Consider the following 20,519-nt stretch of genomic DNA (forward strand, 5'->3'; position numbering starts at 1 on the left):
AATTTTCCTCGGATCTGGAGTGTCAGGGACGGTCAGGAGCTGGTGGGCTCAGCCGAAGCGGCCCATGATGTAGTCCTGCGTGCGCTGGTCATCCGGGTTGGTGAACATCTTGTCGGTATCGTTTTCTTCTACCAACTGTCCCAGGTGGAACATGGCGGTGCGCTGCGATACGCGTGCGGCCTGCTGCATCGAATGCGTCACGATGACGATCGTATAGTTACTGCGCAACTCGTGGATCAGTTCCTCCACTTTGGCCGTCGCAATCGGATCGAGCGCCGAGCATGGCTCATCCATGAGGATCACTTCAGGCGACACCGCGATGGCGCGCGCAATGCAGAGGCGTTGCTGCTGGCCACCGGAAAGACCGGTGCCGGATTCCTGCAGGCGATCCTTCACCTCGTTCCAGAGGCCGGCACGCTGAAGGCTAGCCTCAACGATCTGGTCCATGTCGGTCTTTGACCGGGCAAGACCATGGATGCGCGGGCCATAGGAGATGTTTTCGTAGATCGACTTCGGGAAAGGGTTCGGCTTCTGGAACACCATGCCGACGCGAGCCCGCAGTTCCACCACGTCAATGGCCGGATCATAGATGTCATCGCCATCCAGCGTAATCCTGCCTGTCACCCGGCAGCTATCGATCGTGTCGTTCATGCGGTTCAGTGTCCGCAGGAAAGTCGACTTGCCGCATCCTGACGGTCCGATCAGCGCCGTTACCGTGTTCTGCCGCACATTCAGGTTCACGTCGAACAGGGCCCGCTTCTCCCCGTAATAGACGGAGACGTCCTTGCCGATCATCTTGTAGGAAAGGTCATTCATTCTCTGATCCAGCGCCTTTTCAACTGCTGCTTCGGTCATCATGTTCATAGAACCGTCTCCTTGGCTACCAGCGCCGCTCGAACCGGCGCCGCAAGAGGATCGCGCCGACATTCATGACAATGAGGAAGAGGAGCAGAATGATGATTGCTCCGGAAGTCCGTTCAACGAAGGCGCGTTCCGCCTCGTTTGCCCACATGTAGATCTGCACCGGCAGCGCCGTCGAAGGATCCATCGGGGTCGTCGGGAAATTGGCCACGAAAGCGACCATGCCGATCAGAAGCAGAGGCGCCGTCTCGCCCAGGGCGTGCGCCAGGCCGATGATCGTGCCTGTCAGGATACCCGGCATGGCAAGCGGCAGAACGTGGTGAAAAATGGTCTGCATCTTGGAAGCGCCAAGGCCGAGTGCCGCTGCACGGATTGAGGGCGGGACCGCCTTCAACGCAGCCCGGGTCGCAATAATGATGGTCGGCAATGTCATCAATGTCAGAACGAAACCACCAACCAGCGAGGCCGAACGCGGCAGGCCCATGAAGTTGATGAACACCGCAAGGCCCAGCAGACCGTAGACGATAGATGGCACCGCCGCGAGATTGTTGATATTCACCTCGATCAGATCCGTGAAGCGGTTCTTGGGTGCGAACTCTTCAAGATAGATGGACGCTGCAACGCCGATGGGCAGCGAGAGCACCAGGACGATCAGCATCATGTAGAACGAGCCGATCAAAGCTACTCCCACACCGGACGCTTCGGCACGACTGGAAGCACCGTTGAAAAAGATGCCAGTGTTGAAATGTTTAGCGAGCGCGCCCGCTTCCGCGAGTTTGTTCATCCAGCCGACCTGCTGGTCCGAAACTTTGCGATTTTCCTGCGGAACGGACAGGTTGATCTGGCCCTTGAAGGCGGAGTCGATGTCACCGGCCGCAAGCAGCGTTACGGTCTTTGTCGTGCCAATAATCGATGGATCAGCGACGACCATGTCACGCAACTGGCTGCGGACACCGTCCGACAGCATCTGGCCCAGCTCTTTCTGCTTGGCTCTATCATTCTGGGCGACACCAAGAGCGTTGGCCAGAGCATTGCGGGCCATAACAGGATAATTAGCAGTCAGCAGGACCTGCGGATTGCTGGCGCGCTGATTCTGAGGATCGATGATCTTCTCTGAAAATTCGACTGCGAGCGTGACACCTGTCTGCTGAAAGGCGGTGTAGCCCTTGGAAACGACCGACCACAACAGGACGAACAGAAAGATCAGACCGAACGAAAGCGCGGCAATGCCATAGGCGCGGAACCGACGCTCCGCTGCATAGCGCTTCTTCAGTCCAATATCACGACGCGGTGTGCGTGCCACTGGAGCAGTGGCCGTGGGTGTGACGACCTGGCTCATTCATACTGCTCCCGATATTTGCGCACGATGTAGAGCGCGTAGATGTTGAGGCATAGCGTGATGATAAACAGCGTGATGCCGAGTGCGAAGGCGACGAGCGTTTGCGGCGAAGTGAATTCCAGGTCGCCCGTCAACTGGCTGACGATCTTGACGGTCACGGTCGTCATCGGTTCGAACGGGTTCAACTGGATGCGGGCAGCAACACCGGCGGCAAGGACCACGATCATGGTTTCACCGATTGCACGCGATGCCGTCATCAGGATCGCACCGACAATGCCGGGCAGTGCTGCGGGCAGGACGACACGCTTGATCGTTTCGGAGCGGGTTGCACCCAGGCCGAGCGAACCGTCCCGGAGTGCGCGCGGCACGGCAGTGATGATGTCATCCGAGAGGGAAGAAACGTATGGGATCAGCATGATGCCCATGACGAAACCGGCTGTCAGGACACTCTGCGCCTGGATGAAGTTCGAATAGTCACCCGTCGCAAGCCCATGGATCTGCGAAGAAATGTCACGCAGGAAAGGGCCGACAGTCGTCAGAGCAAAGAAGCCGTAGACGATGGTCGGGATACCCGCCAGCACTTCCAGGAGCGGCTTAGTGATAGAGCGAACGCGCTGCGAGGCATATTCCGACATGTAGATTGCCGCGAACAGGCCGATCGGCACCGCGAACAGCATGGCGACGAAACCGATATAGAGCGTGCCGAGCAGAAGCGGGATCAGGCCGAACTGGCCTTCCGATGCCGTCGCTCCCGCTGCTGCGAAGCGGGGATCCCAGACAGTTCCGAAAAAGAACTCATGAGCCGGAACGCGGGCAAAAAAGTGTGTGGCCTCCGTCAACATCGATGCAATGATGCCGACTGTTGTCAGGATCGCGATGGATGAAGCGACAACGAGACTTGCCAGAATGACGGACTCGACGCGGTTGCGGGCGCGGAACCTTGGCGCGATCAGCCGATAGGCGAGCGCAGCACCGCCGACAGCGACAAGCAGAACGGCAACATTGCGCAGCAGATCGCTTCGCGCATTCATGCTATTCAGGTCGTTCGCGGCCTTGATCATGTAGGCTTCCGGGTCGCCTGCAATGGCAACACCACGTGCCGCCATGAGATTGCGCAAGTCTGCCGGATTGCGCTCGGCCTGGGCCGCTTCTTCGGCAGAAAGTGCGCGCATTCCCCGCGCAATACCTTCGATCATGCCGAAGGACAGGCCTTGGCTCGCCTGCGACTGAGCCTTGACCTCAGCCGGAAACTCGCCACGAATACTGGAATTGATGATGGCTGGCGCCGCTATGAGCCAGACGCCAAGCAAAAGGGCCGCCGGAAGTGCGGACCAGATGGCGACGAAGCTACCGTAGTAGCCGGGCCGCGAATGCATACTGGAGGAACGACCGCCTGCGAGCGCAAGCGCGCGGCGGCTTCCGGCCAGATAGCCGATCATTGCAATTGCCGCTGTGATCAACAGAAGCGTGGAAGTTGTCATAAGATCCCCCGGCTTGCGCCCCAGCGGTTTCAGCTCAGTCGAGCGCCGCGCGCCTCACATTGAGAGGCCGTACAGAATTCCGGTTAACAGGATACTGAGCCTTCAGAAAAGCCCGTCCGAAGAAATGGAGCCAGTCCTGCCATGAGAGCTGGCTGGCTGAGAGCTGGCGGTCGATCCGCCAGCCCTCATAATTTGATTACATGGTCTTGCCGGCGGCAAAGTCCTTGCGGACCTGCTCGCGCTGCGCATCAGGAGCGGCAACGAGGCCGTATTCTGCCAGCGGGGAGTCAGGGCCGACCATTGCGTCGGAGGTGAAGAACTCAACATATTCCTTCAGGCCCGGGATCACACCCAGATGCGCCTTCTTCACGTAGAAGAACAGCGGACGAGAAACCGGGTACTTGCCGGAGGAGATGGTTTCAGTCGACGGAACAACGCCCTCGACCGTTGCAACCTTCAGCTTGTCCATGTTGTTTTCATAGAAGGCGAGACCGAAGACGCCGAGGCCGGTCTTGTTGGCAGAAATACGAGCCAGCGTTTCAGTGTAGTCGCCGTCGATATCCACAGCCACACCGTCCTTGCGAACAGCAACGCACTTAGCGGCAGCCTGCTTGGCATCGGTGATTGCAGCCTTGATCACGTCCGCTGCACCCGACTTCTTGCAGCCTTCAGACATGATCTTCTCTTCGAAGACTTCGCGCGTGCCGTGCTTGGAGCCCGGAATGTAAGCGGCAATCGGGCCCTTTGGCAGAGTCGGGTTGATGTCGGACCAGTTCTTGTAAGGATTGGCAACGAGCTTGCCGTCAACGACGACTTCAGCCGCCAGAGCCTTGTAAATATCCTTCGGCTCGATCTTCATGTCGCCATTGCCGGAGTCGGCTGCGAATACGATGCCATCGTAACCGATGCGAACTTCCTGGATTTCGGTTACACCGGCAGCCTTGCAGGCTTCAACTTCGCTCTTGTTGATCGGACGCGAAGAGTTTGCGATGTCGATGGTCGCCTCACCAACGCCCTTGCAGAATTCCTTGAGGCCGGCACCCGAACCGCCAGACTCAACGACCGGCGTCTTGAACTTGTTGAAGGTTTCGCCAAAGGTCTCGGCAACAATCTTGGCGTAGGGAAGAACAGTCGAGGAGCCAGCGATCTGGATCTGGTCGCGCGCGGAGGCTGCACCGGCGAATGCAACGGAAGCAACCAAAGCAGCTGCGGTAAGTTTCAGAACGGTCATAATCATCTCCCGATAGGGGCCCGATAGGGGGTTTGAATGGACGCTGCCTTCTGCTGGCTCTTGCCTGGCCAGCACTTCGGCTTGCCTCTCATAGCTGCCGGAGCACAACCCTTTTATGTCAGTTCAATGAAACATTTATGACAATCTAAATAACTGAATTCTATTCCTTTTTTGAGCGAGCGATGCATGCCGTACGAAAGCTTCGTCAAAATCGGACGGTGAACTCGGTTCCTTTGCCCAGTTCTGACCTGACGATCAGACGAGCACGATGTCGGGTGAGGATGTGCTTGACGATCGCAAGACCAAGGCCCGTGCCTTTTTTGGAGCGGCTGTCGGCGACGCTCACGCGGTAAAAACGCTCCGTCAAACGCGGAACATGCTCCGCCGGGATACCGGGGCCACGGTCGATGACACCGAATTCCACGCGCTCGTTCTCGTCTCGCCGCAGATAGACATCGATGATCTTCCCGTCCTGACCGTATTTACAGGCGTTCTCCACGAGGTTCTCGATGACCTGTACGAGTTCGTCGCGGTCGCCTGTCACCTCCACGTTTCCATCAGGGATTTCGAGGCGCATTTCGACGCCGAGATCTTCCGCAAGTGGCGCCAGCGTATCGCAGACGTGCCTGACCAGGGGCACCAGATCCAGACGCTTGTCCGGGGCGATGTGGGATTTGACTTCCAATCGGGAGAGCGAAAGCAGATCGTCAACAAGGCGGCTCATGCGCGTTGCCTGATCGAGCATGATGGAAAGAAAGCGCTCATGGGCTGCCGCATCGCCTTTGGCAGGCCCCTGAAGGGTTTCGATGAAGCCTCGCAAGGACGCCAGCGGCGTGCGCAGTTCATGGCTTGCATTGGCCACGAAATCGGACCGCATCCGATCAAGGCTTCTAAGGTCAGAGACATCCCGGAAGGACAAGGCATAAAGCCGTCCTGGCAAAGCTTCGATTGCAGGGATCGGAGCGATCCGCGCGATATAAACGCGCTCGGAGGGAAGGCGCTCCGAATGCTCTATCTGGTTTGGAAGGTTCGTTCGCATCGTCTCGCGAACCATGTCCAGAATGCCCGGAGAGCGCAGGCGTGCCGAGAGGTGCTGACCGCGCACAAGATCGCCAAAAGCTTTCGACGCAGCATTGTTGATGTGCAGGATGTTGCCATCGGCACCCAGCAGGATCACCGGCATGTCGATGGCCTCGAACATGCTTCCAAGGTCGATCGGCGACGGTGGCGCAGGCGTCTCGGAAAGCGCAACAGTCGGCAATTCGACCGGTCTGCTGTCTGCACCCGGAAGTGTAAGAACCGCGAAGAAGAGAAGGATCCAGCTTGCCAGGACAAGTCCGGTAGACACGTGCGCGAGCAGGGCGACAGTCGCCAGAAGCGTTGCCACGGCGATGACGATCCAGCCCTGTCGCAAGCGCTTGCCGATTCCTTCCATCCAGCTCTGCGCCTCCCCGCTCGATCCTATCTCTACCATCAGTCACCTCCCCGCAACGCGATTGCTGGAGATAGCCGATCCGTATGACAGATATACATTGCGGGTTCGCGCGATAAGGAAAAAATCGTCGTGGGACTTGCAAAGCGGATCAAAGAGACAAGACTTCTGTTGAATGTTGGTATCAGCAATCTGGAGGACAGGCATGGTCGATTCTGAAGGAAGCCGCGCAGTAGAACTGGATATCGGCGGGAAGCTGCGTGTTTTCGATATCGATGACCCAAAACTGCCTGATTGGATCGATGAGGCTGCGCTGACATCCGGCAACTTTCCCTACAAGAAGAAGCTGAAAAGCGAAGAATATGACGATGAGTTGACGGCGTTGCAGATCGAGCTCGTGAAGGCGCAGATATTCATGCGACAAACCGGGCAGCGAATCATGGCGCTCTTTGAAGGACGCGATGCGGCCGGGAAAGGTGGCTCGATCCTTTCCATCCACAGTGCGGTCAACCCTCGCTATGCGCGTGTCGTTGCACTGACGAAGCCAACGGAGACCGAGGCGGGTCAATGGTATTTTCAGCGCTACGTCACGCATTTCCCGACGAAGGGCGAAATGGTCCTGTTCGATCGATCCTGGTATAACCGGGCTGGCGTCGAGCCGGTCATGGGCTTCTGTTCCCCCGAGGAGCACAAGCATTTTTTGAGAGTTGTTCCAAGCTTCGAGCAGCTGATCGTCGACGACAAGATCCACTTCTTCAAATTCTGGCTGAACATCGGACGGGAAATGCAGCTGAAACGCTTCCACGACCGCAGACATGATCCACTCAAGACCTGGAAGCTTTCGCCGATGGATATCGCGGCCCTAACGAAGTGGAAAGACTATACGCAGATGCGCGATCTGATGATCGAGAAAACGCACACGAAATTCGCTCCCTGGACTGTCGTTCGGGCCAATGACAAGCGCCGCGCACGCCTCAATATCATTCGGCACATTCTGATGGCGATCGATTATGACGGCAAAGACAAGAAGGCGATAGGCGAGATCGATAACAAGATACTCAGCTTCGGGGCCGAAGACCTATAGGCGCCACCTTGATCACTGGCCTGGAAGCACCCGGATCGAATAGACGACGATCGGCTGGCGCGAGCCAAGAATATCGCTGTTGATCAAGATGCGGCCCGGCTGCGTCGGGACGAGTGTCCTGTCAAAGGCCACACGGAACAGCGTGTCTGAACGTTCCTGCGTCGCCATCACCCGGTGGCGGCTGCAATTCCCCAGACTTGAGAAATCGCATCGGACAGCGAGCTGCACCGATTGGTCGGCTCCCGCCTGCAGGGTCAGCGCGATCGTCGAGGTCTTGCCTGCCAGTTCGCGCAGGACTTCGACCGGCACTTCGATCCCGACATCTCCTGCGGCATCCGGCGATGCCGACGTTATGCGCAAAGCCGGTCCGTCGGCCATCGCGATGGTTTCCGCCTTGGCCTGCGCTCCAGGTGCCACCCTGCCCTTTCGCGCATTGCCGTAGATTTCGAGCCAGTCTGCAGAAAACCCCTGCTTCGGATCCATGGCGTTGGATGGTGCACCAGAGAAGTCTTCCTCCCGGACGGATGCCGGAGGATTGGGTACGCTTGTGTCGCGCTCGGCCGCCGTCATGAACAGCCCCGCCGTAAAGGCCCACCAGACCCCCATCCCGATGAAGGTAAAGAAGATGAGATAGATGAAAAGGCGAGAAATCAGCCCCCTCTTGCGGCGCTTGCGCTTTTCTCCCGGAACGAGGGGCGCAGTGTCTGAGACAGGCGCCGCCGACGCAACTGGACGGCGTTTACGCTTGAACAAGCCCCGCTTCTGTTGCTGGGTCGCAGCAACAGACGGGTTGGGCGCGAGCCTGTCCTGGCTCGGTTCCGCGCGCATTGCGGAGAGATCTGCGGTGGTCATATCCGGAAAAGAGGCCGGGGTCGCCCGCTCTCGCGTCTGACCGCCAAGAACGGTCGCTTCTGCCGCATTGAACGAAGGCATCGGGGCGCCCGGCGCAATATCGAGATCGGGCTCGGCCAGCAGGTCGGGAATTGCTTGCGCACTCCGCGCCTCTTCCTCGCTTTCGATCTGGAGGATCAGTTCCTCAAGGCGCGCCTGTTGAGCAACGATGACCTCGGGATCGGTGATGTCCTGCTTCTTGAGGCCCGCATCAAGCGCCTGCCGGGCAGATTGATAAATGCGTGCACGAGTACTGGGATCGTTGCGATCTGAGCGCGAGAGCGCATTCCGGATTGCCGTTTCCAAACCGCTCACGAAATTTCCTTCTTCTCTATCGCACTGGCCTTGCTTTACCTTTCGGTAACCTCTTGCCACGGGAACTGCAAGCGTTGCCCACCAATCGGATGGTGACAGAGGGCGAGAGCTTCTGCCAGATGATGACGCCACGGCGAAAAAGATGCCAGATGATGCTTGAAATCTGTTTTCATTCGCTGTATCAGCCCCCTCACACAGCGAACGGACAGTTCGCCGGGCCGCTTTAGCTCAGTCGGTAGAGCACGTCATTCGTAATGACGGGGTCACGTGTTCGAGTCACGTAAGCGGCACCATTCACTCTTCTTTTCATGAACACATACATCTGCACGGAAATGTGATCGGTGTTGATCGCGCCGTTATTCTTACAATTTCGGGCTGAGAAGCCCTAAATTACCCGTTACGAATACAGACACTGCGCAGCAAGGGCTTGCATTTCAAATCAAAAGAGCCTTGGCTAGCTGAAAGTTCATTCTTTTCCTTCATCGTGTTTTTTGTGATGGTGGAAATCGACAGGGTTCATGAAGGACGACGTGTTTCAGGTAAAGTTCTGGGGAACGCGCGGCAGCGTTCCGGTCTCAGGACCAGACTTCATCCATTATGGGGGGAATACGGCCTGCGTGGAGGTCCGCTGCGGGACACACCGGCTGCTCTTCGATGCCGGCTCGGGCATCCGCGAGGCGGGCCTCGATATGCTCGCCGAGAGCACGCCGGAGGTCGATCTATTCTTCACTCATGTTCACTATGACCACATTATCGGGCTGCCATTTTTCAAGCCGATGTACGTGCCAAGCACTGTCGTCAACATGTGGTCCGGACATCTGCACGGCGTGATGACGACGGGGGAGATGATCGAGCAATTCATCAGCCCTCCCTTCTTCCCGATCAAGCTGGATATCTGCAAGGCTTCCTTGGCATTCAGGGATTTCAAACCTGGAGACATCCTGACGCCTCGCCCGGGCATAACGCTCAAGACTTTCTCCCTCAACCACCCCGGCGGTTGCGTAGGCTATCGCGTGGAATGGGAAGGTCGCTCCGTCGCTCTCGTATTCGATCTGGAACATGTTCCGGGCCAGTTGGATCCCGTTGCGCTCGAAATGATGCAAGGGGCAGACCTAGCAATCTATGATTCGGCATTCACCGATGCGGAAATGCAGCGCTATTGCGGCTTTGGCCACTCCAGCTGGGAGCAGGCAGTCAAACTGGCTGATACGGCCAAGACTAAAAACCTCGCGCTTTTCCATCACGCACCATCACGCACCGACAATGAAATGGCGCTAATGGAACGTCTGGCGCAGGAACACTTCGCCAACACCTTCGCTGCTCGCGATGGAATGGTCGTCTCGCTTTAATCCTGCCACCCTTTCGACCGAATCGCCGAAGACAAGCAAAACCCATTGATGCGGTCGCAGGCCCGGACGTTTACAGAGGACCGCAAAGCTGCCATTTCTGCATCGAGTATGGACCAACGAGTCGAGGATGCATGGCCGCTGGGGCGATACGATCAATAGTGACGGAGCGCCAGTTGCGGCGCGTACGGCTCCTGTCAGGCCTGATCATCTTCACCTTCCTCGCAATGCATATGACCAACCATGTGTTCGGCCTCATCTCGGTCGAGATGGCAGACTACGCCCGACGCTGGTTCTTGCCGATCTGGCGCAACAAGATCGGCTCGATCCTTCTCTACGGCTCCTTCATCGTCCACATCATTCTTGTGCTCGGCTCGCTTTACATGCGCCGCAGCCTTGCAATGCCATGGTCGGAAGCCGCGCAGATCACGCTTGGTCTCCTTGTACCGGTTCTCCTGATCGATCATATCGTCGCAACCCGCCTCTCATCCTCCCTGTTCTATTTGCGGGACAGCTACGAGACGGTCGTCCATACCCTGTGGAGCAAATCGCCGTTCAACGGTGCAAAGCAATCTCTCGCGCTGGTCGTGATCTGGCTGCATGGCTGCATCGGCATTCATTTCTGGCTGAGATACCGTCCCTGGTATTCCGCCATCTGGCCAGGTGTCCTGACGATCGGCATTCTTCTGCCGACACTCTCGTTGCTGGGTTTCGTCCAGATGGGACGCACCATGGCAACGCCTGTCTACCTGCTAAGCGGCTATCCCGGCGGATACTACGACCCGACCTTACTCTCGGCGGATGCCAATGCCACCCTGATGCGGATCCGTATTACACTGCACGGAACCTTTCTGGCCGCGGTGCTCGGCGTCTTTGCGCTGCGTGCCTTGCGCTGGCTGAGGGAGCGGGCTCACCTCATCACCATCCGGTATCCCGGGGGCGAGGCCATCAGTGTACCTCGAGGATACACTGTTCTGGAGGCAAGCCGAATGGTAGGCCGTCCTCACTATGCGGTATGCGGGGGAAAGGGCCGCTGTTCGACATGTCGCGTTCAGGTCATTGAAGGAGAGGACAATCTTCCGGCCTGCGATCCGCAGGAAGAGCGGACACTCTCCCGCATCAAAGCCGGCAAAGGCGTACGTCTTGCCTGTCAACTGCGCCCGACCGGACCTGTTACCGTAACACCCTTGCTCATGGCCAAAACGCCCTCGGAGGAAGCGCCGGACAGTTACGAGGCCATTCCGGGACGCGAGCGTGAAATCGCGGTTCTCTTTTGCGATATCCGTAACTTTACAACGCTGACCGAAAGCCGGTTGCCGTTCGATATCGTTTTTCTCCTGAACCGCTATTTCAACGTTGTCGGGCAGGCGGTAGAGCAGGCTGGCGGCCGCATGGACAAGTTCATCGGCGATGGGGCCATGGCGCTGTTCGGCATAACCGGTTCCGAAGAGCTTGCCTGCCGACAGGCGCTGGACGCAGCGCGCCGCATCATCGAGGGGATCGAAAACCTGAACGAACAGCTTTCGGGAGAGCTTCCTGATCCGCTTCGAATCGCGATCGGCATTCACACGGGCCCGGCGGTGGTCGGAACTCTGGGTTACAGCAATGCACGCACGCTGACAGCCATTGGCGATACGGTGAACGTTGCTAGCCGTCTGGAAGCGGTTGCCAAGGATCTGGATACGAAGCTCGTGATGTCCGCTCCCGTTGCGGATCTGGCAGGCCTGGACTTCTCTTCCATCCCCAGCCGCGAGATCAGCGTTCGTGGAAGAACCGAACCACTGAAGGTCTACGTCTTCGAAAAGGGTGTCAGAAAGGCGCTTAAGGGCCTCGATCTGGATCCAGGCTCAGCGTAGTGGACCAGAGAATGCGCGTGCGCCCACCAAGACTTCATGTTAGCCTCTTTTCATGCAATCCGAGAGCAACGATTTTTTCTATTCCGTCCTTCCCGTTCTAACGCGGTTCGAAGATGTGACGGATGCGGAAAATTACACCTCTCTTCCGGACGACTGGTTCCTGGCGCTTGCCGATATCGTTGGTTCAACGGGCGCAATCGCGGAAGGACGATACAAGGATGTGAACATGGCGGGCGCCAGCGTCATATCCGCAATCCTCAACGTGCTGGACCAAACGGACTATCCGTTTGTCTTCGGTGGAGACGGCGCCCTTGTTGCCATTCCGCCCACAAAGCGATTGGATGCACGTCAGGCACTTTCTTCGGTTTGCAGTTGGGTCAAAGAGGAATTGCGCCTTGATATGCGTGTTGCTCTCGTTCCAATGAAGGACGTGCGCAAGGCGGGACGCGATGTGGGCGTTGCACGGTTTGCGGCAAGCCCATCGGTATCATACGCCATGTTCAATGGCGGCGGTGCCAGCTGGGCCGAACAGCAAATGAAGGCAGGGCACTTTCTCATCAAGGAGGAGAGCGCCGCCCATCCGGATCTCACAGGCCTTTCCTGCCGCTGGGACGCGATCCCGAGCCAGCGAGGTCAGATCGTCTCACTCATCGTCAGCCCAACGTCGCCGTCGACGATGAATGAGTTTCGAGATCTGATGGTCAGACTGATAGCGATCACCAGCCATACCTCAAGAAACGGAAATCCGGTACCCGCGGAGGGGCCGCCGTTGCGCTACAACGCACAGAACATTGAGCGGGAAGCCCATGCGACGGCACCACCGGACAAGAGAAGCGCGCGAAAATGGGCGATCCGGATGCAGATCTGGCTTACGATCCTGCTCTATCGCTTCAATCTGTCATTGGGACGCTTCAATGCGCGCCAGTATGCTCGGGACGTGGCCCAGAATTCGGACTTCCGCAAGTTTGACGACGGCCTCAAGATGACACTCGATGTAGATGCCGATCAGCTTAAGCAGATCCGATCCTTGCTGGAGACCGGAAAAGGCAATGGCATCTGTGACTATGGCCTGCACAGTCAGGACAGCGCGCTGATGACCTGCCTTGTTTTCAATCCGCTTTCCCACAACCATGTCCATTTCATCGATGGCGCAAGCGGGGGATATGCACTGGCAGCCAGCCAATTGGTGAACAGGCCCAAACCGATGCGCCCGTAAACATCAATCAGGTTTGTCGCTCGACCGACGGAATTTCAACCGGCCATCGGAAAATTTCCAGAGAGCGGGCTTGTTTGAGGAATGGTCCATACCAAACTGATGTGCGTATTTGGCTATACTCATATATAGTCATTCCCGAAGCGGGTCGTGAGCCTCCAGTGCCTCTTCCTCGCTTCAGGCTTCGTTTTGCTAGCATGGCATCTTCGCAAGGCCGTCGAGTATTTTGCGTTCACCATGCTTGAGATGATGCGCTTCCGGATCACCGGGCTCGCAGGACCTACACGACAGTGCCCAAGCACGGGCACGGATCTCTTCAAGGCATTGCTATGACGACAGCTCCTGTTTCCTCGATCTTCATGGACAAGGTTGCCGACTGGCTGACCCGAACGGCTCTTTCCGGGGCCTCTCTCGAGCAGATTGTCCGCGGCTTCTGCGAGCGTATCGCCGCAGCGGGGCTGCCTGTCATTCGCGTACATCTTTCCTTTGCGATGCTGCATCCTCTTTACGATGCGCTCGGCTTCACCTGGCGACAGCAAAGCGGATTGGAAATCGAGGGTTACCGCCACGACAACGGCAACAACGACGTTTTCCTGAAAAGCCCCTACTTCCAGCTCCTGAGCAATGGACTGGACTATCTGCGCCGCAAGATACCGGCTGAGGGTCCGGTAGAATTTCCGGTCTTCGAGGATCTGCGGCGCGAGAATGTCACGGATTATATCGCCTTCATGCAGCCGTTCGGCGACGATTCAGTGCAGGGCATGATGGGTTCCTGGTCGACAGACGCGCCCGGCGGCTTCACCGAGGAAATGGTCGGCGCCCTCATGCGGCTTCAAAACCATCTGGCCGTCGCCGCCAAGATGGCAGTCCTGGACAAGCTCGCCAGCAACATGCTGACCACCTATTTAGGCATGGATGCCGGGCAGCGGGTTCTGAAGGGGCAGGTTCGCCGCGGCGATGGTGAGACGATCCGGGCCGCGCTTGTGATGGGCGACATGCGCGAATCGACATCGCTGGCCGATCAGGAAAGCCGTCAGGATTACATCGACACGCTGAACGCCTTTTTTGATGCTCTGGCGGCTCCCTTCAATCGCAATGGCGGCCAGATCCTGAGCTTTCTTGGTGACGGCTTCCTTGCGGTCTATCCCTGTGACAGACATCGCGAACCATCCCGCGAGGCAGCGCAGGCGGCCATGTCGGCCGTCAGGCAGGCACAGATCCGGATGGAGGATCTCAATGCCGAGCGTCGAAAGACAGGTCTCGACCCGATTTCATTTGGCCTTGGCCTTCACATCGGCAATGTCATGTTCGGCAATGTGGGGCTGCGTGACCGGTTGACTTTTTCCGCCTTCGGCTCCGCCGTCAATGAAGTCGTCCGCCTTCAGGAGCTGACGAAGAAGCATGAGTGCGACGTGATCGCCAGCGAAGCCTTTGCGGATTATTGCGAGGGTGAGTGGATCAAACTCGGAGACCGCAAGCTGCGCGGCGTGTACCAGAAGGTGACGATCATGAAGCCCGCTCCCGTAACGGATGCCTTGAGGCGGGATGATGTGGTGGCTGACCTTCGGCACCAGGCACTTTCAGAAGCCGAAAGGCTGATCCTGCTGCACCGCGACGCGGCGGCAGGCAAACCGGACAAGCAAGCCCCGCGCCTCCTTGATAAATTTCTGCAATAGGCCTGTAGCTACGTTTTGAACATCTGCTTGATGGTCTGCCCTTGGAAGGCGCTACAAAACTGCTAGTTTCTCCATACGGCTGGCTTATATCCGCGCAAGGCCGATGTGATGGAGAGACGATGAAGCAGGCTACCTGTCGATGAGGATGGAAAAGGGACTAGCGCGGTACATCTGGCGCAATACCTCGCGGCAGCAATTGTGGATTCTTGCGATCGTTGCCCTGTCGATGATCCCCTACTTCCTGTCGTTCGACCTGCCGAAGCAGATCGTCAACGGACCGATTCAGGGCCAGGGCTTCGAGGATGTCGATGCTACGCGCACATTCATGGAGTTGTCTCCGACACTTCCGCTGATCGGAGAAGTTCATCTGTTCAGCGGTTTCGAGCTCGACCGGCTGCAGACTCTCCTCGCACTCAGCTTCGTGTTTCTCGGCCTCGTCGTCCTCAACGGTCTCTTCAAATTCTACATCAATACCTACAAGGGACGACTTGGCGAACGGATGCTAAGGCGCATCCGCTTCGATCTGATAGACCGTGTCCTGCGCTTCCCACCGAACCAGTTCAAAAAGGTAAAGTCGGCCGAGATCGCCACCATGATCAAGGACGAGGTCGAGCCTCTCGGCGGCTTCACAGGCGATGCCTTTGTTCAGCCCGCGCTTCTGGGCGGTCAGGCCATTACCGCGCTCGCCTTCATCATCATCCAGAATTTCTGGCTGGGCATGATTGCGGCGGGCATCGTTTGTGTACAGGCCATCATCATTCCGCGCATGAGGCGGCGCCTGCTCGAACTGGGCCGCCAGCGCCAGTTGACGGCGAGACAGCTTTCAGGACGCGTGAGCGAAATCGTTGACGGAATTCACTCCATCCACGCGCATGACACCTCGAACCTCGAGAGGGCAGACATTGCCCAGCGACTGGGCCTGATCTTCAACATTCGCTATGACCTTTACCAGTGGAAGTTCCTCGTCAAGTTCATCAATAACTTCCTGGCGCAGGTCACGCCCTTCCTGTTCTATGTCATCGGTGGCTATCTTGCCCTGCAGGGTCGTCTGGACATCGGGCAGCTGGTGGCGGTCATCGCGGCCTACAAGGATCTTCCTGGCCCTTTGAAGGAACTGATAGACTGGGATCAGGCACGCCAGGATGTTCAGGTGAAATACGCCCAGGTGGTCGAGCAGTTCGACGTTGAACCTCTTGTGCCCGCCACTGTGCAGACCGTGATGCGGGAGCCCGTCGAGAGGCTGGCTGCTCCGCTGGTCGCATCGCATCTTCTTGTGACCGACGATAGCGGAGCACCCATTCTCAACCGGGTATCGCTGGAAATCCAGCCGAACGAGACAATTGCGGTCCTCGGTCAAAATGGCGCTGGCGGCGAGGCCATAGCGGAAGCGTTCGGTCGCGTCGTCTGGCCGGATAGCGGCAAGATCACGATTGGCGGGCAGGATATTCTGGAGATGCCGGAATCGGTCACCGGTCGCCGTATAAGCTTTGCCTCCTCCGACGCGCACTTCTTTCACGGCACGTTGCGTGACAATCTGTTCTACGGCCTGAAACATGCGCCCCTGACGGAAACGACCTACAAGGGCAGCGAGGCGAGAGCATTCAAGCGAAACCTGCTGGAAGCGCAGCGATCGGGAAATCCATCGTTTGACCTCAACAGCGACTGGATCGACTATGACGCAGCCGGTGCCACAGGCCCTGACGACCTTCTCAAGGTTATTCGTCCCGTTCTCGATGCTGTGATGATTTCACAGGATATCTTCGATCTGGCACTGCGTTCCAAGGTCGATCTTGCGGCCCATCCAGCCATGAGCGAGGTGATCGTCGATGTTCGCGCAGCGTTGCAAAGGCGTCTGGCGGAGGAGGATCTCGAGGGAACGGTGGTGCCGTTCCAGCCGGACAGCTACAACGATCAGGCGACCGTTGGCGAAAACCTGCTGTTTGGAACCATGAAACAGTCGATGCTGACACCCGCCACGCTCGCCGCACATCCCTATTTCAAGCAGATCATGCGGGAAACGGGGTTGAGCAACGAGCTTTACGCCATGGGTCTCGAAATTGCTGAGACTGCCGTCGAGCTGTTCCGTGATTTGCCTCCAGACAATCCGTTTTTCCAACAGCTCACCTTCATGTCCGCTGAAGACATTCCCGCCTATCAGGAACTACTGCAATCGCTCAAAGGAACAACGGCTGAAGATGTCTCCTCCAAAGACCGTATCAACATTATTCGCTTGAGCTTTGCCTATATCGAGCCACGGCACCGCTTTGGCCTTTTGACGCCTGACCTGCGTGACAAGATCGTCAAGGCGCGCCAGAGCTTCTATGCCGATCTGCCAGAAGATCTGGCGACCATGATCGAGCGGCACGATCCAGCCAAGTTTTCGGAGTCCGCCTCCCTCATCGACAATGTGCTGTTCGGCCGCATCGCCTATAGTGAGGCGGATGCATCAGATCGCATCAAGCGCATCGCCCGCGATATCTTTGCCGACATGGATCTGGAACACAATGTCCTGTCGATCGGGCTCGATTTCGATGTGGGTACGCAAGGTCGTCGCCTTACCAATGTGCAGCGGCAAAAGCTGAACCTCGCGCGAGCGCTCTTGAAGCGGTCGGATTACTTCATTTTCAATCGGCCACTGCCGGCACTGGACCAGAGAGCGCAGGACCAGATCGTAACAAATGTCATGCGCGACCTGCACAGGGATGGTTATCGACCGGCAATCATCTGGGTTCTGCCCACCGCCGATGTTGCGCAACTTTTCGATCGTGTTCTGGTTTTCAAGGGCGGAAACCTTGTCGAAAACGGCTGCTATGATGAAGTTTTCGATAAAAACGGTATGTTCAAGCAATTGGTCTCATAATATCGTAGTATCGGAGGAACAGGGGTAGGTGTGCGGATGTTGCTGAAAGAAGAAGTCGAAATGCTGCGGCGTGTGCCGCTGTTTTCGAAGATCGCTCCGGCGAAACTGAAGCTCTTGGCTTTTGCTTCCGAACGCCTTAACTGCCGAGAGGGACAAAACCTGTTCCGTCAGGGCGATCCCGGCGATGCCGCCTATGTGGTGCTTTCGGGCACGGCGGACGTTCTGGTCAATTCGAATGGCGATGAAGTAAAAGTTGCCGATGTCGAGCAAAACTCGATCGTCGGCGAGATCGCCATCCTGTGCGATGTTTCGCGCACCGCGACCGTCCGGGCAACCTCACGCCTTGAGGTCCTGAAGATCAGCAAGGAGAATTTTCTAGGGCTGATGAATGATTTCCCGGATATGGCGGTTGAGATCATGCGTGTCCTCGCCGACCGCTTGAACCACACGACCTCCGAATTGACTGCTGCGCGCGTTCGTGAACAGCGCGCGACAACCTGATACAACTCAGGACCCTTTCGGGTCCTGATCGGGATGCTTACATCCAGTATGGCGGTACGCCGTAATAATCGTAAATTGTTCGATCTTTCTCACGATACCAGGTATCATCATCCAGATTGCTGTAGCGGGGTGCGCCCGTAATCTGGTCCTTCGTCAGGTCGATGCGGTAACCATCCAACTGCTCGTCATAACGAAGCTTCTCCCAAGGCAACGGATAGTAGTCATCGCCGATGCCGAGGAAACCGCCGAAACTGAGTACGGCGTAGGCAACGCGTCCGCCACGCTTTTCCAGCATGATGCGCTGGATGGAACCGATCTTCTTGCCGTCGGCCCCGTAAACGCTTGTGCCCTCCACCTTGTCGCTGGCGATGAGAGCACGCGTGTCCTTCGCATATGGATCCTGTCCGCGGCTCGTTTCCTGATGCAACATCTTGCACCTCCTTTCGCTGAAGTTCTAATGATCTAACCCTTCACGAAGAGGCAGGTTCCGCAAAATCCGTTTAAGACCGTCATTGAATAATTGACGCTTACGTCAAAGTTATTTAGCGTTGGAATAAATCGGGTGTAAGATCCGTATACAACAGCATCGGAGAGGCAGGATGGGAGTGGAGGCTCGCCCGTCTCTCGGCTTGAGGAGGAGAACGCCGCCAATGAACGAAATGTCTCAAACAGCCCTGCATCCGGCGGCCAAGAAGATCTGGCTTGCCTCTTACCCGCCGACAGTGCCCGCCGAACTGCCGCCGCTGGCTCATCGCTCGATCGGACAGTTGTTCGACGAAAGCTGCGCACGCTTTGCCGATCGAACGGCCTATTCCAGCATGGGCAAGGCCCTTTCGTTCCGGGAACTGGAGCAGGAAAGCCGGAAAGTGGGCGCCTGGTTGCAGTCGCGAGGTCTTGCCAAGGGTGACCGCGTTGCCGTGATGATGCCAAACATTCTGCAAAATCCGGTCGTGGTCTTCGGTATTCTGCGTGCCGGGTTCGTGGTCGTCAACGTCAATCCGCTCTACACGCCACGTGAGCTGGAGCATCAGCTGAACGATGCCGGAGCGAAAGCGATTTTCGTACTGGAAAACTTTGCGCACACGGTTCAGCAGGTTCTATCAAAGACCTCGGTCAAGCATGTGGTCGTCACAAAGATGGGCGACATGCTGGGACTGAAAGGGCACATCGTCAACTTCGTCGTGCGCAAGGTCAAGAAGCTGGTCCCGGCGTGGAGCATATCGACTGCCATTTCATTCAAGACTGTCCTTGGCGATGGCGCCAAAGCCACGCTGACCCCCGCCGACGCCAATCTGGATGATCTTGCATTTCTGCAATATACCGGGGGAACCACCGGCGTTTCCAAGGGTGCCATGCTCACGCATCGCAATCTCCTGTCGAACAAGGACCAGATGGCCTACTGGCTGGAAACGGCTTTCATCCGCTGCGACAGACCTGCCGTGATGACCTTCCTATGCGCCCTGCCGCTCTATCATATCTTTGCACTGACGGTGAATTCCCTGATGGGTGTCGCAATCGGTGCTCACAATGTTCTCATCGCAAATCCGCGCGACCTGCCAAGCCTTGTGAAGGATATTCAGAAGCACAAGATCCACATCTTCCCGGGTCTCAATACGCTCTTCAATGCCCTGCTGAACAACGCTGAATTCCAAAAGCTGGACCATTCGTCCCTATTGATGGTGTTCGGCGGCGGCATGGCCGTTCAGAGGCCGGTTGCCGAGCGTTGGCACAAGTTGACGGGATGCCCGATCACCGAAGGGTATGGCCTTTCCGAAACGTCCCCGGTCGCGACCGTCAACCGTATCGACATTGCCGATTTTACCGGAACCATCGGCTTACCGGTCCCTTCGACCGAAGTCAGCATCCGTGACGAAGAGGGCAACCCCCTTGTCTTTGGTGAGGTTGGCGAAATCTGCATTCGCGGACCGCAGGTCATGGCGGGTTACTGGAACCGCCCGGACGAAACGGAAAAGGTGATGACGCCAGACGGGTTCTTCCGGACAGGTGACATGGGTTACATGGATGAACGTGGTTATACCAAGATCGTGGATCGCAAGAAGGACATGATTCTTGTCTCCGGCTTCAACGTCTATCCGAATGAGGTCGAAGAAGTGGCGGCCAGCCATCCGGGCGTGCTTGAATGCGCAGCCGTTGGTGTACCTGACGAAAACTCTGGCGAAGCGGTCAAACTCTTCGTCGTGAAGCGCGATCCGAGCCTGACGGAAGCAGACCTGAAAGCGCATTGCGCAAGCGGCCTCACGAATTACAAGCGGCCCAAATTCATCGAGTTCCGGACGGAATTGCCGAAGACGCCGGTCGGAAAGATTCTCAGGCGTGAGCTTCGTCCGAAGTAAAGAGCCGCACCTGGTGCACTTGCGCCAGATGTAATCTGGACGCAAAGCTAAGCCTTGGTTAAACCCTTGAAAGGCCGCT

General features: G+C 57.2%; 15 protein-coding genes and 1 tRNA gene. 9 read left to right on the plus strand and 7 right to left on the minus strand.

The features are described 5' to 3' along the window. Window positions 1-48 precede the first annotated feature (48 nt). The 5 genes from pstB to phoR form a co-directional block, all read right to left on the minus strand. The gene (gene pstB / locus E8M78_RS15045) at window positions 49-864 is read right to left on the minus strand and encodes a phosphate ABC transporter ATP-binding protein PstB (RefSeq protein WP_137135770.1); all 816 of its coding nucleotides are present in this window, start codon (window positions 862-864) and stop codon (window positions 49-51) included. A 16-nt stretch (window positions 865-880) separates the two neighbouring features. Further along, window positions 881-2,200, minus strand: a complete 1,320-nt coding sequence (gene pstA / locus E8M78_RS15050) for a phosphate ABC transporter permease PstA (RefSeq protein WP_137135771.1) — start codon at window positions 2,198-2,200, stop codon at window positions 881-883. Continuing rightward, entirely contained in the window at window positions 2,197-3,681 is a 1,485-nt protein-coding gene (pstC, locus tag E8M78_RS15055; protein WP_137135772.1) for a phosphate ABC transporter permease subunit PstC, read from the minus strand. Before pstC ends, pstA begins: the two co-directional genes overlap by 4 nt. Window positions 3,682-3,877: 196 nt before the next feature. Further along, on the minus strand, window positions 3,878-4,912 hold the full coding sequence (locus E8M78_RS15060; RefSeq protein WP_137135773.1) for a substrate-binding domain-containing protein: 1,035 nt from the start codon (window positions 4,910-4,912) through the stop codon (window positions 3,878-3,880). Between the two features lie 205 nt (window positions 4,913-5,117). Then, entirely contained in the window at window positions 5,118-6,386 is a 1,269-nt protein-coding gene (phoR, locus tag E8M78_RS15065) for a phosphate regulon sensor histidine kinase PhoR (protein ID WP_137135774.1), read from the minus strand. Window positions 6,387-6,549: 163 nt separating this feature from the next. Between phoR and ppk2 the strand changes: the two genes are divergently transcribed. Next, window positions 6,550-7,428, plus strand: a complete 879-nt coding sequence (gene ppk2, locus E8M78_RS15070) for a polyphosphate kinase 2 (protein WP_137135775.1) — start codon at window positions 6,550-6,552, stop codon at window positions 7,426-7,428. A gap of 12 nt (window positions 7,429-7,440) precedes the next feature. Here ppk2 and E8M78_RS15075 read toward each other — a convergent pair whose 3' ends face one another. Further along, complete coding sequence (locus tag E8M78_RS15075) at window positions 7,441-8,634, minus strand: hypothetical protein (RefSeq protein ID WP_137135776.1); 1,194 nt, start codon at window positions 8,632-8,634, stop codon at window positions 7,441-7,443. Between the two features lie 217 nt (window positions 8,635-8,851). On the opposite strand from E8M78_RS15075, the gene E8M78_RS15080 reads away from it, so the two are divergent. From E8M78_RS15080 to E8M78_RS15110, 7 genes are all read left to right on the plus strand, one after another. Continuing rightward, window positions 8,852-8,927 (plus strand) — tRNA-Thr (locus E8M78_RS15080). Window positions 8,928-9,152: 225 nt separating this feature from the next. Then, window positions 9,153-9,983, plus strand: coding sequence for an MBL fold metallo-hydrolase (locus E8M78_RS15085; protein WP_137135777.1), 831 nt, complete (start codon window positions 9,153-9,155; stop codon window positions 9,981-9,983). A 131-nt stretch (window positions 9,984-10,114) separates the two neighbouring features. Further along, window positions 10,115-11,836, plus strand: coding sequence for an adenylate/guanylate cyclase domain-containing protein (locus tag E8M78_RS15090; protein ID WP_137135778.1), 1,722 nt, complete (start codon window positions 10,115-10,117; stop codon window positions 11,834-11,836). Between the two features lie 52 nt (window positions 11,837-11,888). Then, a complete protein-coding gene (locus E8M78_RS15095; RefSeq protein WP_137135779.1) occupies window positions 11,889-13,052 on the plus strand; it encodes a DUF3095 domain-containing protein in 1,164 nt (387 codons plus the stop codon). A gap of 326 nt (window positions 13,053-13,378) precedes the next feature. Beyond that, entirely contained in the window at window positions 13,379-14,725 is a 1,347-nt protein-coding gene (locus E8M78_RS15100; protein ID WP_137135780.1) for an adenylate/guanylate cyclase domain-containing protein, read from the plus strand. Window positions 14,726-14,870: 145 nt separating this feature from the next. Then, window positions 14,871-17,585, plus strand: coding sequence for an ABC transporter transmembrane domain-containing protein (locus E8M78_RS15105; RefSeq protein ID WP_137135952.1), 2,715 nt, complete (start codon window positions 14,871-14,873; stop codon window positions 17,583-17,585). A gap of 36 nt (window positions 17,586-17,621) precedes the next feature. Continuing rightward, window positions 17,622-18,086 carry a cyclic nucleotide-binding domain-containing protein gene (locus E8M78_RS15110; RefSeq protein ID WP_137135781.1) on the plus strand — a complete coding sequence of 155 codons (465 nt, stop codon included), beginning with the start codon at window positions 17,622-17,624 and terminating at the stop codon, window positions 18,084-18,086. A gap of 37 nt (window positions 18,087-18,123) precedes the next feature. Here the strand turns inward: E8M78_RS15110 and E8M78_RS15115 are convergent, their stop codons facing one another. Then, entirely contained in the window at window positions 18,124-18,516 is a 393-nt protein-coding gene (locus E8M78_RS15115) for a PRC-barrel domain-containing protein (protein ID WP_137135782.1), read from the minus strand. Between the two features lie 229 nt (window positions 18,517-18,745). On the opposite strand from E8M78_RS15115, the gene E8M78_RS15120 reads away from it, so the two are divergent. Continuing rightward, a complete protein-coding gene (locus tag E8M78_RS15120; protein WP_137135953.1) occupies window positions 18,746-20,440 on the plus strand; it encodes a long-chain fatty acid--CoA ligase in 1,695 nt (564 codons plus the stop codon). Window positions 20,441-20,519: the final 79 nt, after the last annotated feature.

The organism is Rhizobium sp. FKY42, from assembly GCF_005222835.1.
Lineage (GTDB): Bacteria > Pseudomonadota > Alphaproteobacteria > Rhizobiales > Rhizobiaceae > Neorhizobium.

What these genes read in the sequence shown, in the direction of transcription:
- E8M78_RS15115 (WP_137135782.1), bottom strand. Translation starts at nt 18,516, where the DNA reads ATGTTGCATCAGGAAACGAGCCGCGGACAGGATCCATATGCGAAGGAC.
- E8M78_RS15060 (WP_137135773.1), bottom strand. Translation starts at nt 4,912, where the DNA reads ATGACCGTTCTGAAACTTACCGCAGCTGCTTTGGTTGCTTCCGTTGCA.
- E8M78_RS15095 (WP_137135779.1), top strand. Translation starts at nt 11,889, where the DNA reads ATGCAATCCGAGAGCAACGATTTTTTCTATTCCGTCCTTCCCGTTCTA.
- E8M78_RS15105 (WP_137135952.1), top strand. Translation starts at nt 14,871, where the DNA reads ATGGAAAAGGGACTAGCGCGGTACATCTGGCGCAATACCTCGCGGCAG.
- pstB (WP_137135770.1), bottom strand. Translation starts at nt 864, where the DNA reads ATGAACATGATGACCGAAGCAGCAGTTGAAAAGGCGCTGGATCAGAGA.
- pstC (WP_137135772.1), bottom strand. Translation starts at nt 3,681, where the DNA reads ATGACAACTTCCACGCTTCTGTTGATCACAGCGGCAATTGCAATGATC.
- E8M78_RS15090 (WP_137135778.1), top strand. Translation starts at nt 10,115, where the DNA reads ATGGCCGCTGGGGCGATACGATCAATAGTGACGGAGCGCCAGTTGCGG.
- E8M78_RS15100 (WP_137135780.1), top strand. Translation starts at nt 13,379, where the DNA reads ATGACGACAGCTCCTGTTTCCTCGATCTTCATGGACAAGGTTGCCGAC.
- E8M78_RS15085 (WP_137135777.1), top strand. Translation starts at nt 9,153, where the DNA reads ATGAAGGACGACGTGTTTCAGGTAAAGTTCTGGGGAACGCGCGGCAGC.
- ppk2 (WP_137135775.1), top strand. Translation starts at nt 6,550, where the DNA reads ATGGTCGATTCTGAAGGAAGCCGCGCAGTAGAACTGGATATCGGCGGG.
- E8M78_RS15120 (WP_137135953.1), top strand. Translation starts at nt 18,746, where the DNA reads ATGTCTCAAACAGCCCTGCATCCGGCGGCCAAGAAGATCTGGCTTGCC.
- phoR (WP_137135774.1), bottom strand. Translation starts at nt 6,386, where the DNA reads ATGGTAGAGATAGGATCGAGCGGGGAGGCGCAGAGCTGGATGGAAGGA.
- pstA (WP_137135771.1), bottom strand. Translation starts at nt 2,200, where the DNA reads ATGAGCCAGGTCGTCACACCCACGGCCACTGCTCCAGTGGCACGCACA.
- E8M78_RS15110 (WP_137135781.1), top strand. Translation starts at nt 17,622, where the DNA reads ATGTTGCTGAAAGAAGAAGTCGAAATGCTGCGGCGTGTGCCGCTGTTT.